The sequence below is a fragment of the Roseivirga sp. YIW32 genome (assembly GCF_057219245.1).
Genome location: NZ_JBXVVG010000001.1, coordinates 1,371,666 through 1,383,962, shown reverse-complemented (window position 1 = coordinate 1,383,962; position 12,297 = coordinate 1,371,666). Strand labels below are relative to the sequence as shown.

General features: G+C 44.2%; 8 protein-coding genes. 5 read left to right on the top strand and 3 right to left on the bottom strand.

Annotated features, from left to right (window positions below; all coding sequences use genetic code 11):
- Positions 1 to 227 precede the first annotated feature (227 nt).
- Positions 228 to 680 (top strand): DUF1569 domain-containing protein, encoded by a 453-nt coding sequence (locus AC2D6U_RS06640; protein ID WP_484720169.1) that lies wholly within the window; start codon positions 228 to 230, stop codon positions 678 to 680.
- A 71-nt stretch (positions 681 to 751) separates the two neighbouring features.
- Here the strand turns inward: AC2D6U_RS06640 and AC2D6U_RS06635 are convergent, their stop codons facing one another.
- Complete coding sequence (locus AC2D6U_RS06635; RefSeq protein WP_484720168.1) at positions 752 to 2,284, bottom strand: beta-N-acetylhexosaminidase; 1,533 nt, start codon at positions 2,282 to 2,284, stop codon at positions 752 to 754.
- 213 nt (positions 2,285 to 2,497) lie between these two features.
- Between AC2D6U_RS06635 and AC2D6U_RS06630 the strand changes: the two genes are divergently transcribed.
- Positions 2,498 to 3,109, top strand: coding sequence for a hypothetical protein (locus AC2D6U_RS06630; protein ID WP_484720167.1), 612 nt, complete (start codon positions 2,498 to 2,500; stop codon positions 3,107 to 3,109).
- A 115-nt stretch (positions 3,110 to 3,224) separates the two neighbouring features.
- Here AC2D6U_RS06630 and pckA read toward each other — a convergent pair whose 3' ends face one another.
- The gene (gene pckA, locus AC2D6U_RS06625) at positions 3,225 to 4,844 is read right to left on the bottom strand and encodes a phosphoenolpyruvate carboxykinase (ATP) (RefSeq protein ID WP_484720166.1); all 1,620 of its coding nucleotides are present in this window, start codon (positions 4,842 to 4,844) and stop codon (positions 3,225 to 3,227) included.
- Positions 4,845 to 5,068: 224 nt separating this feature from the next.
- Between pckA and AC2D6U_RS06620 the strand changes: the two genes are divergently transcribed.
- The 3 genes from AC2D6U_RS06620 (at position 5,069) to AC2D6U_RS06610 (ending at position 10,522) form a co-directional block, all read left to right on the top strand.
- A complete protein-coding gene (locus AC2D6U_RS06620) occupies positions 5,069 to 6,607 on the top strand; it encodes a peptide MFS transporter (protein WP_484720165.1) in 1,539 nt (512 codons plus the stop codon).
- A 90-nt stretch (positions 6,608 to 6,697) separates the two neighbouring features.
- A complete protein-coding gene (locus tag AC2D6U_RS06615; protein WP_484720164.1) occupies positions 6,698 to 9,541 on the top strand; it encodes a M16 family metallopeptidase in 2,844 nt (947 codons plus the stop codon).
- A 360-nt stretch (positions 9,542 to 9,901) separates the two neighbouring features.
- Positions 9,902 to 10,522 carry a trimeric intracellular cation channel family protein gene (locus AC2D6U_RS06610; RefSeq protein WP_484720163.1) on the top strand — a complete coding sequence of 207 codons (621 nt, stop codon included), beginning with the start codon at positions 9,902 to 9,904 and terminating at the stop codon, positions 10,520 to 10,522.
- Between the two features lie 2 nt (positions 10,523 to 10,524).
- Here AC2D6U_RS06610 and AC2D6U_RS06605 read toward each other — a convergent pair whose 3' ends face one another.
- Positions 10,525 to 12,165: an AMP-binding protein gene (locus AC2D6U_RS06605; RefSeq protein WP_484720162.1), complete on the bottom strand. Its 1,641-nt coding sequence runs from the start codon at positions 12,163 to 12,165 to the stop codon at positions 10,525 to 10,527.
- Positions 12,166 to 12,297: the final 132 nt, after the last annotated feature.

Below are 12,297 nucleotides of genomic sequence, written 5' to 3'. Positions count from 1 at the left end.
TCTTGGCGTATGTATCTGGTCTTAGCGTCTCGCTAAGACCCATTTAAGAATTTAGTAAAGAAGCAGCCATAGCCTCTCGCCTGTCTGCCGACAAAGGCAGGATAAGACTTTTCATCATTAGTTTGAGCCCTAACTAATCAAAACGAAGCCTGAAACACTCCCTTTTTGACTGGATTTGTTTTTTTTATTTAAAGAGTTGCTGATCTTACTTTCCTTTAAGTGAAGCCATGAAAGATATTTTTGATCCCCAAACCACCGCAGAAACCGTTGCCCGTATTGAAAAACTGAGTCCTGAGACGCAACCCTTATGGGGAAAGATGAATGTCTCTCAGATGCTGGCACATTGCAATGTGACCTATGAAATGGCTTATACTGATCAGCATCCGGCACCTAAAGGAATCATGAAGATCATTCTGAAGCTCTTTGTGAAGAACATGGTGGTGAGTGAGAAACCGTATAAAAAGAATTTGAAAACGGCCCCACAGTTCCTCATTGTGGATGAAAGGGATTTCCAAAAAGAAAAAGAGCGATTGGTCGCCTATATCAAGAAAACAGAGGAACTAGGTGCTGCCCATTTTGATGGTAGAAAAAACCTTTCGTTTGGAAAAATGACGAAACAGGAGTGGAACAATATGTTCTATAAACACCTCGATCATCACCTCCAGCAGTTTGGGGTTTGATCACATCAGGCCTAAACACAATTTGCCATACTCACTACTCAAGACACATTACTCAAGACGTACTACGCCTCTCACCAATCGATCAGCGGACTTGCATAATAATTGACTCCTTGCGCACGTAGAAATTGACCATGATATGCGAGTCTTCTGCTATAGTCTTCCCAGTTGCGGTTCTCTTTGACTGACCAACCCAGCTCGGCATAACCAATGATGCGAGGGAAAGCAAGGTATTCGAGCTCATCGAGTGTTCGGATGGTTTCTGCCCAAAGGGGAGCTTCAACCCCTAAAATGTGTGTTTTGTCAAAGCTCTCTTCAGGAAACCAATTGTAAGCAGTGTCTACCGGTATATACCCGGCCCAGCGCAGTCCGAACTGAGAGTTCTCGTTGTACTTCATGTCCATGTAAGCTTTCTGGGCAAGCGAAACAATGAGCTTCATGCCCTGATCTATCCCCGCTTGTGCATTCTTTTTATTGTTCCACCATTGTGCAACAGAAGAGGAGCTCATTTCGGTTGTGGCGATCTCATCCCAACCGATCATGCGTTTGCCATGTTTTTGCACGATTTTCTCCACGCGTTCAACAAAGTATTGATAGTCTTCTTTCTTAGTGACCAAGCTTTCATCTCCCCCGATATGAAAGTAAGGACCAGGAGTCATGGCGCTGATCTCTCGAACTACATCATCGATGAAGGCATATACAGTATCTTTTCGTGTATCGAAGGTGCTGAAGCCTACCGCCATGCTGGTTTCGATCTTGACTTTCTTGCCATTTCCATTTAAGAAAGGGTAGGCGAGAGAGGCCGCATTGGTATGTCCTGGCATATCGATCTCCGGAATTACGGTGATGTGTCGCTCCGCCGCATAAGCCACGATTTCTTTATAGTCCTCTTGGGTATAGAAACCTCCGGGACCACCTCCAACACCTGTTGTGCTGCCCACCTCCGTTAATCGAGGCCATGACTTGATCTCAATTCGCCAACCTTGGTCGTCGGAGAGGTGCATATGAAACTTGTTGATCTTGTAGTAGGCCAAAACATCCAGGTACTGTTTGACATCTTCTACGCTGAAGAAATGGCGTGCAACATCGAGCATGGTGCCACGATACTCAAATTGAGGAGCATCGATGATCTTTCCTGTTGGAATGACCCAGACAGGATTGGAGGTAAGGGTGTCATTTGATTCCTCCGGAATGAGCTGCCGGATGGTTTGAATGCCCCGAAAGGCACCAACACCTGTTCCGGCTTTTAATAAAAGAGAGTCTGAGCTGATGTGGAGCTCGTACGCTTCTGGATTTTGAGTAGGAGGGATTTGCTGAATCACGAGGTGATTAAATACGTTTTCACCTGAACCAACTTGAAAGGCAGTTTTGGCTTCGATCTTCTCGATAAGATAATCGGCTGCAGATTGAAAACCTTCATCATTGGCTACAACGGTAAATGCCGTAAAGGCATCCAAGGCAAACCCACTTCCTGAGGAAGTCATTTCCAGAGGCCTTGGGATAATGGCTGTCGAGCTAAGGTCAGTTTTAGGGAAATCGATGGTTCGCTTAGGGCTGCAAGCAAATGCCAAAAATAAGCACAAGACGAGAAGTGAGGTATGTTTCATGGATAGACGCTCTATTGAGCTGTAAGTATACCAAAAAAAGAGAACGGTTTTTTATTATTCACAGGACCATTGCCCTCATTTCTCCGATCATCCTTTCCCTTTCACCTCGTTAAAATGAAGAATATCTACAAGAAAATGCTTTGTAGAACAGTGTCTATCAACTCATTAAGTTATTCCTTAAGTTAGTTTCACTTTTGACCCTAAAACTGAATCATGAAAACAATGAGACGACGACTTGTTACATGCCTCTTCCTACTACTAACCACCACTAGTTTACTACTTGCGCAGGACGAACCGCAAGAAACACTCGCTGACCAATTGGGACAGATCATGAGTAGTTCGGAGACCTATGAAGGCTATAAGGTCATCAGAACGAACGACCTGCTCAAATTCAAGTCAGGTATGCTCGATTCCCTGCAGCGCTATCAAGGAGCGATCAAAAACCTCGAAGAGAACTTAGGGACTCTCCGTGCAGATTTTGAGTCGTTGAAGGCGCAGTTTGACCAAACGCAAGTGCAACTGCAGGAAAGTGAAGAGAAGAACGCCAGGATGAGCTTTTTAGGACTGGCAGTGAATAAAAAATCCTACAATGCAGTAGTCTGGTCTTTTATCGCTCTCTTGGTCTTTTCTCTTGGCGTACTGTACTACCGAGTGAAGCATGTTTGTGCTGTTGTCAAGCGTGTAAAGAGTGCCTATTCTAAGATCATGGATGAATATAGAGCTCAGCGATATCAATCCGTTGAAAAGCAAATGAAGCTAAAGAGAGAGCTGCAGACCATGCAGAATAGATTAGAAATGATTCAAAGTCTCGAGGAGACAGCGTAGCGCTGCATCTGAGGCGCAAAGATAAATCAGTGTCGAATTAGGTTGGCAATTCCTAATGAAAAAGCCCTGTCAGACGGACAGGGCTTTTGTATTTGTCATATGTACGAAGCATGTACTATTTATAGTCTTCCCTTGGTTTAGGGGCACCTGCCATGATCTCTTCATTGGCATAGGATTCAAACTTCTCAAAGTTCTCATTGAACATTCTTGCCAATTTGTTTGACTGCTCATAGAAGCCTTGATCGTTCTTCCATGTTTCTCTAGCACTCAAGATCTCAGAAGGAACTCCTGGGCAATTCATTGGTATCTCTGCTCCGAAGATGGAGTGTTTTCTATAGCCAACATTATCCAACACACCTGAAAGGGCAGCTGTGATCATGGCGCGCGTATATTTCAATTTGATACGAGAACCAACACCATAAGGTCCACCGGTCCAGCCGGTATTTACCAACCATACGTTCACGTTATGTTCAGTCATTTTCTTACCGAGCATTTCTGCATAGACGGTTGGATGCAAGGGCATGAATGGTGCACCGAAACATGCGGAGAACACAGGGACAGGGTCTGTAATACCTGCTTCAGTTCCCGCTACTTTTGAGGTATAGCCTGAAATGAAGTGATACATAGCTTGTCCTTTGTTCAGTCTCAAAATTGGAGGCATAACACCAAAGGCATCACAGGTTAAGAAGAAGATGTTCTTTGGAATACCACCGATCGAAGGGTTTGCAATGTTGTCAATGTGGTCAAGCGGATATGAGACTCGTGTGTTCTCCGTAACGCTAGTGTCTTCATAATTCACTGAACGGGTGCCTGGGAAGAAGCGCGTATTCTCAACGATTGCGCCGTATTTGATGGCTCTGAAAATATCCGGCTCTTTTTCTTCCGTCAGGTCAATGGCTTTCGCGTAACAACCGCCTTCAAAGTTAAAGACGTTCTTTGCAGTCCAGCCGTGTTCGTCATCACCAATCAAATACCTGTCAGGGTCGGCAGAAAGCGTCGTTTTACCAGTGCCTGAAAGACCAAAGTAAATCGCTGTATCAGCATCTTTTTTACCCATATTGGCCGAACAGTGCATCGGAAGCACACCATCTTGCGTAGGAAGTAGGAAATTCAAGACAGAGAATATTCCTTTTTTCATTTCACCAGAATACTGCGTTCCACCGATCAAGATCATTCGCTTCGTGAAGTTCACAATCGCAAAATTCTCTTGTCGCGTACCGTCTGTTTCAGTGTCTGCCTCAAACTCTGGGCAGCAAAGAATGGTGAAATTGGGCTCAAAACTGTCCAATTTGTACTCCTCTGGTTCGATGAACATGTTGTAGCAGAAGAGGTTATGCCAGGCATAGGTATTGACTACCCTTAGTTTTAGTCTATGTGTTTTGTCCGCTCCAGCGTAGGCATCTCTTACATAAACCTTGCGCTCCTCAAGATAGCCTAGCATTTTGTTGTAGATCTGATCGAATTTTTCTGGAGAAAAGGGTTTGTTGATGTTGCCCCACCAGACCTGGTCTTTGGTCAGGTCATCATCGACGATGAAACGGTCTTGTGGAGATCGACCCGTGAATTTACCTGTATCAACAGTAAGTGCTCCTGTATCGGCCAAATGACCCTCTCCGTTTTTTAATGATTCTTCGATGAGCTCCGATTGGGTGAGGTTCCAATGGGCCTCTTTAACTTTTTTGATACCGGCCGTTTCAAGACCAGCTTTGTTTGATTTTCTACCAGTTTCTAACATGGTTTTCGTGGTTTGTTCAATGATTGTGAAAACGTTTGCAATAATACTTATCACTCGTCAAAAAACGATAATTAATGCAGACTAATTCATGATTTTGGTCATGCAGTTTTCTGAGCTCTCAGCAAGTATATCGATTGAAATCGATGTCTTTTACAAAATTCAACTTGTAAATAGGTGGGTGTCCTGTTAGATTGAACGGATTTTTAAATAACTAAACAACTACTATGTCAGAACAGAAACAGGTTTGGGGGCATCCGAGAGGCTTGGCTACGCTCTTTTTTACTGAAATGTGGGAGAGGTTCAGCTACTATGGAATGCGGGCTCTCTTGATCTTATTCATGGCAACCGCCGCATCAGAAGGTGGACTTGGCTTTGACGATCAGACTTCAGGAGCTATTTATGGCCTTTACACCATGGGGGTCTATTTATTGGCCCTACCTGGTGGTTGGTTGGCAGATCGACTTTTTGGATTGAAGAAATCCGTTTGGTATGGAGGTATCATCATTGCCTTGGGTCACTTTACCATGGGTATTCCGGGAATTGCTCAGCTCTTAGGAATGGGGAGTCTCGGAACGGAAGTGACTGCACTGGATACCAATTCTTTCTTTTTAGGGTTGATTTTGATCGTAGTTGGAACGGGGTTACTTAAACCCAATATTTCCTCTATCGTTGGTCAATTGTATGCTCCTGGAGATGCTAAGCGCGATGCGGGTTTCTCCATTTTTTACATGGGAATTAACATTGGAGCCTTTGCTGCCCCATTGCTTACTAGTGCTTTGGCCGATTATGACTGGCATTTAGGATTTGGCTTGGCTGGTTTCGGTATGGTCTTAGGGCTGATTCAATACCGATTAACTGCTGGTTCCTTGGAAGATGTTGGCAACCTGGAAATTCCAAAAACACAAGAAGAGGAAGCCGAAAGATCAGGTCTAAAGAAGTGGACAACAATCGTTACTGTGGTACTTTGCTTGCTTCTGGTACTCTTATTTGCCGGAGTTATCGAACTTGATGCCTTGGCCATTGCGAATGCTTCGGGAGCGGTCATTGCTATCATTGCGTTTGCCTATCTCGCTTACGTGATTGTATTCGGTGGGCTTGACGCTGTCGATAAAAAGAAAGTAGGAGCCATTGGTGTGGTATTTATTTTCTCGGCAGTCTTTTGGTCAGGTTTCGAGCAGGCAGGGTCAACACTCAACTTGTTTGCCGAGCGATTTACGGATAGAACCGTTTTTGGTTGGGAAATTCCAGCCGGTATGTTCCAATCTGTGAACTCTACCTTTATCATTCTTTTTGCACCGTTCTTTGGGGCGATGTGGATTTGGTTGGCCAAAAGAAATTTGGAACCTAGTTCACCCTTGAAATTTGTTTTTGGATTAGTAGGGGTAGCCCTAGGATTCTTTGTGATGTACTTTGCAGCAAAGATTGCTGCTTCTGGAGATATGGCAGCACCAACTTGGTTAATCTTCACTTATTTGTTTCATACATGGGGCGAATTGAGCTTAAGTCCAGTAGGCTTGAGTTTAACAACTAAGCTAGCACCTAAGAAATTCCAGGGCCAAATGATGGGCATCTGGTTCCTGTCGGTTTCTTTGGGTAATCTGTTGGCTGGCCTGATCGCAGGCGAAGCCAGCGGTGGTGATGCGGAAGCATTGGCCAATATGCCGGATCAGTACATGACCATTGTGTTGACCACATTCGGCGCAGCCCTCTTACTACTGGCCATAAACAAGCCACTGAGAAAACTCATGGGGGACGTCCATTAAGGTAGGCCCTCCCATCCATCAAATAGAAAAGTCACTCTTCGAAAACGGGTGACTTTTTTGTTAGCTTTAGTTTCGATAATTTTTTAAACCATGAAAAAGATTTTTAAGATAGGTCAAGGATTAAGTTTACTCTTATTCCTAGCGATCAGTTCAGCTTGCCAAAATTCAACCCAGGAAGAATTTTCTCTCGATTACGAAAAATACACCTTAGCCAACGGCTTAGATGTCGTGCTTCATCAAGATAAATCAGATCCGAAGGTTGCCGTTGCGGTCCTTTACCACGTGGGGTCTAACAGGGAAACCCCCGGAAAGACAGGCTTTGCTCACTTTTTTGAGCACATGCTCTTTCAAAACTCCGAGAATGTTGGTGCCGGTAATTTCATCAAATACATCAACGACCTAGGCGGTACATTTAATGGTGGAACCTCACCTGATCAGACGGTCTATTTTGAAACCGTTCCAAGCGACGCATTAGAGAAGGTGCTTTGGATGGAATCGGATCGGATGGGCTTTTTCATCAACACCATTTCAGAATGGGGCCTAGAGAATGAAAAACAAGTGGTTAAAAATGAGAAACGCCAGGGGGTAGACAATAGGCCTTATGGGCACAAGACCTATGTGCAACTCAAAAACCTTTACCCTGAAGGTCATCCCTACAGCTGGGAAGTCATTGGGAGCTTGGAAGATTTGCAAAACGCGACCATCAGCGACGTAAAAGAGTTTTACGCAAACTACTATGGGGCAGGAAATGCAACATTGGCGATTGCTGGTGACATTGACTTGGCCAAAGCGAAAGAATTGGTTGAAAAGTATTTTGCAGAGATCGGTTCAGGTCCTGCGGTGGAACCTATTGAGCCCATGCCCGCAGTTTTAGAAGAGACCAAACTTTTTTATCACGAAGACAAGTTTGCGAATCTCCCCGATCTACAAATGATGTACCCTACCGTAGAGCAATACCACAAGGACATGTGGGCATTGGATATGCTCGGACAATTATTAACTGATGGAAAGAAAGCGCCACTTTACCAGGTGATCGTAGAAGAGAAGAAATTGGCGCCAAGCATTTACGCTTACAATGGCTCAAACGAAATTGCCGGTACCTTCAGTGTGGGGGCGCGGGCATTTGATGGGGTAGACTTGAATGAGCTAAGAGATGCCATTTTCGAAGGCTTTGAGAAATTTGAGAAGGAAGGCTTCACCGATTCGGACCTGGCAAGAATAAAAGTAGGCGCGGAGACAGGCGTCTATAATTCAGTTTCGAGCGTCTTCAGTAAGGCGTATCAATTGGCGAGTGACAACACCTTTGCCAATGACCCTGGTTACATCACTAAAAATTTGGAGAACACCCTAAATGTCAGCAGGGAAGACATCATGAGGGTCTACACTACCTATATCAAAGGAAAACCTTATTTGGCGACTAGCTTTGTGCCTGTTGGCCAACAGGAATTGGTCTTGGAAGGTTCTGTTAAGGCAGAAGTGGTGGAAGAGCCGATCGTTCAAGGAGCCGAAGCCAATCTTGATCAATACGAGCGTGAAGTAGACTTTGTCAAAACGAGCTCGGCTATTGACAGAAGCGTGATCCCGGAATTGGATGGTGAACTTTCATTTGCTCCACCGGCCATCCAAACCGATGAGCTCTCTAACGGCATGAAGATCTATCATATTTATCAGGATGAGTTGCCCATGGCACAGTTTAGCATTCGGATAAAAGGAGGCATGTATTTGGATGATCCGGACAAGGTTGGTATAGCCTCTTTACTCGATAACATGTTGATGGAGGGAACAGCGAATAAAACGCCTGCTGAATTGGAAGAGGCCCTTGGTCAATTAGGGGCAAGAGTATCTGTCTTTTCATCCAAAGAATACATCACCATTTCAGGGAACTCCTTGGCGAAGAATTATACGGAGGTTTTGGACCTCGTTCATGAGATCTTATTATCACCTCGTTGGGATGAGGCAGAGTTCGAGAGAGTGAAAAGTTCAGCGCTCAATTCGATCCAACAGTCCAATGCAAATCCTAATGCCATTGCGGCGAGAGTATTCAACGAAGTATTGTATGGGGACGACCATATTTTCTCAAAACCAGCTTCAGGGACGTTGAGCTCCGTTTCTTCGATAACGCTTGATGATCTCAAGACTTATTATGAAAAGAATTTCTCTCCGACCATCGCGTCATTCCACTTTGTTGGAGCGATTATGAAACAAGATGTGATCGCTTCCTTAGCTCCATTCGAAGATTGGGAGCCCAAAGAAGTGGAATTCCCATCTTATGAGATCAACACAAAAATGGACAATTCGAGGTTGTATTTTGTTGATTATCCTGATGCGAAACAGTCAGTGATCAATATTGGCCGAATTGCCATGGAAGAAGGAAGTGATGACTTTGCTGCCGCAGGTGTGTCTAATTACCGATTAGGGTCAGGATCAGGTTCTATTCTTTTCAAAGAATTAAGACTGGAAAAGGGATATACCTATGGAGCGTACTCAGGTTATAACAGGACCATGGATGGAGCCGTTTTCCAAGCTTCGTCTAGTGTAAGAAGTAATGTGACCAAAGAGTCAGTCGAACTGTTCAAACAACTTTTGGATAATTATAGTGCCGATTTCTCTGATGATGACTTGAACGTGACGAAGAACTCCATTTTAAGAAGCAATACGCAATCTTATGAGACCTACGGAAGCCTGCTGAGCATTTTGCAGAACATATCGACCTATGGACTTGAGTTGGACTACATTGAAAAGGATGAGGCGAAATTAAAAGCCATGGATCTTGCTGAGATCAAAGCACTTGTCGATGAGTACATGAACCCCGACAATCTTGTCTATGTGGTGGTAGGAGACGGTAGAACTCAATTGCCAAGGCTAGGAAATACAGGCTTAGGAAAGCCAGTGTTAGTCAATAAAGACAAAGAATCCTTGGTTATAGAAAAGTAGACTCTTCGAGGTCAACCCAATTTGCCCTGCTGATTTAGCGGGGCATTTTGTTTTATAGAGGCGCGGAACGGCCCGATGGCCAAATGTTATTGTTCAATTGAATGTTGAGGAAAATACCGCGGCACGATAAAGTGCCGCGGATTATGTTTAGGTGAACAGATGGCGAGGTCTCGTGTTTAGGTGAATGACAGTCAGACCACCCCGATGAATAGTTACTTCATTAACGAAGAAAGAAGGGTGTTTGGATCTTTGAAGCCTTCATAATTATTTAATTTGGTGGTTAACTTTCAGGTTATCAGCGAGTTAAAATTCTGATATTCTTACGTTTTTAAGCTGCTATTTATGAATTACATTTGAACAATGACTGAGTTGTCTTCTGCCGAGTTGATTTACTATGTGGACCTAACCGGAACCTTTGTTTTTGCTGTCAGTGGATGGTTATTGGCTTCGCGTAAGGAACTTGATTTTTTTGGAGCTACTGTCATTTCGTTCATTACCGCAGTTGGTGGGGGTACGTTGAGAGATTTGCTCATTGGTAGCACACCGGTCGGCTGGATGCAAGACATCAACTACCTCTATGCAATCCTTGCCGCCATTTTTGCCACCGTATTTTTTAGAAGGGTTTTTGAAAAATTGCGCAAAACGATGTTCCTATTCGATTCCATAGGAATTGGACTCTTCACCATCTTGGGTTTGGAAAAGACATTGGCAACTGGTCTTGCACCTATTATTGCTGTAATGATGGGTACCATTTCTGCCGTCTTTGGCGGAGTACTTAGAGATACCTTAGTCAACGAAATTCCATTGATCTTTAGGAAAGAAATATACGCCACCATTTGTCTTGGTGGCGGTTTACTTTACTTGTTGCTTAAGGAACTTGGCTTAGCCCAAGATTGGGATGTAGTGATCACCATCAGTGTGATCATCACTGTTCGAATCTTAGCGGTTGTCTACAACTGGACCTTTAAAGCAGTGAAATAAGGTTATTCATAGACTACCTTTTCGCTTCTTTCGAACCAAGCCGGGTACATAGGCAAATGAATCGCTTCGACTCTGTTTCTTTTGACTTTTAATGTTGGCGTCATCAAACCATTGTCCACAGACCATTCTTCTTTCATGACTACTGCCTTTGAGATTTTTTCATAACTCTCAAGCCCTTTATTCACTTCTGATATAGTCGAAGCCACAGACTCGTCAAATAAGGCGCGTTCTTTCGCTCGACCGCTTTCAGAAGGAATGATTAACGCAATGGGTTGAGGAATTCCTGTGCCTACAATACAAACATGCTCGAGATCTGTATTCTTGCTTAATGCTAACTCTATTGGGGCAGGCGAAATGTATTTTCCCTTGTCGGTTTTGAACTGATCTTTGATCCGGCCAGTGATCTTCAAGTATCCATCATGATCGTATTCTCCAATGTCACCGGTCTTTAAGAACCCATCTTCCGTAAACATCTCTGCTGTTTTTTCAGGGTTTTTGTAATAGCCGGTCATTAGGCAATTGCTCTTGATCAGAATTTCTTCTTCTTCAGATAATTTACCTTCAACACCTGGCAGTGGCGCACCGACAGTGCCGAATTTGTTCTTGCCCGGTAAGTTAAAATGAGAGAGAATACAATCTTCTGTCATCCCATAGGCCTGACAGATTTCGATACCAAGCTTTTGGTACCATTCCTGTAAGCTTACCGCAATCGGTGCAGCTCCGGAAAAATTGGCTGCCGAGCGAGAGAGTCCTAGTGCTTTTTGGATCTTCTTCTTGACCAGTCCACCCACAAATGGGATACTCAATAAGCGATCTAATTTTTTCTGAGGCATCTTTTCCAAGATCTTTTCTTGGAATTTTTGCCAGATACGAGGAACTCCAAAGAAGGTATGCGGCTGCACACTTGAAAGGTCTTCAGCAAAGGTATCCAGGGACTCAGGGAAGGAAACGGTTGCTCCTCTAAAAATGACTGACATTTCGATACCCGCGCGCTCCGCTATGTGGGTCATGGGTAAGTAGCTGAAGTATTGTGGTCTTTCCGGAAGTTTGATCTGGTCAATCGCGGTATTGATCAATTGACCGAAAGAACCGACCAAGTGCATCACGCCTTTAGGATCACCTGTTGTTCCCGATGTATACATGATGGTCAGTAGGTCTTCAGGTTTCTGCTCAGGGAATTCCGCCATTGGAGGATGTTCGGCAACAAGTTTTTCCCAGCTATGGTCTTCTTGAATGTCGTATAGGTCGACACCGATCTTAATGATGTCAGGGATACCAGACTGCTGAGCAGAATAATCATCCAATTTCCCGATGATTACCGCCTTGGATTCACTATGCACAAGGATATCGTGAATAGATTCTCCCGCCAATGTTGGATAGATAGGAACGGATATACAACCCGCTGCCATTATCGCCAAGTCCGCCATGATCCAGTGGGCACAGTTTTTCGAGAGGAGCGCCACGTGGTCACCCGGCTTCAGGCCTAGGGCATGCAGTGCAGTGGCCATGGAACGTACTTGCTGATCGGCCTCACCATAGGTGTAGGTGATGAATTCCCTGTTGACGGGCTGACGAAGAAATGTAAATGAGGGGTCTTTTTTAGTCCAGAAATGAAAGGCTTCTAATGGTGAGTTCAGTTGCATGATGAGTTACGATTGGTTTTGTACGGAATTTATGAAAAAAACAGATTCGTCCGAATGATTTTCTTTTCAAGAGGTAAACAATGATGGGTTGAGCAATTGCCGCTTTTAACAGCATAATTCAACTTATGTAAG

Excerpts from the sequence above, each read along its gene's own strand:
- AC2D6U_RS06640 (WP_484720169.1), top strand. The coding sequence starts at position 228 with ATGAAAGATATTTTTGATCCCCAAACCACCGCAGAAACCGTTGCCCGT.
- AC2D6U_RS06635 (WP_484720168.1), bottom strand. The coding sequence starts at position 2,284 with ATGAAACATACCTCACTTCTCGTCTTGTGCTTATTTTTGGCATTTGCT.
- AC2D6U_RS06630 (WP_484720167.1), top strand. The coding sequence starts at position 2,498 with ATGAAAACAATGAGACGACGACTTGTTACATGCCTCTTCCTACTACTA.
- pckA (WP_484720166.1), bottom strand. The coding sequence starts at position 4,844 with ATGTTAGAAACTGGTAGAAAATCAAACAAAGCTGGTCTTGAAACGGCC.
- AC2D6U_RS06620 (WP_484720165.1), top strand. The coding sequence starts at position 5,069 with ATGTCAGAACAGAAACAGGTTTGGGGGCATCCGAGAGGCTTGGCTACG.
- AC2D6U_RS06615 (WP_484720164.1), top strand. The coding sequence starts at position 6,698 with ATGAAAAAGATTTTTAAGATAGGTCAAGGATTAAGTTTACTCTTATTC.
- AC2D6U_RS06610 (WP_484720163.1), top strand. The coding sequence starts at position 9,902 with ATGACTGAGTTGTCTTCTGCCGAGTTGATTTACTATGTGGACCTAACC.
- AC2D6U_RS06605 (WP_484720162.1), bottom strand. The coding sequence starts at position 12,165 with ATGCAACTGAACTCACCATTAGAAGCCTTTCATTTCTGGACTAAAAAA.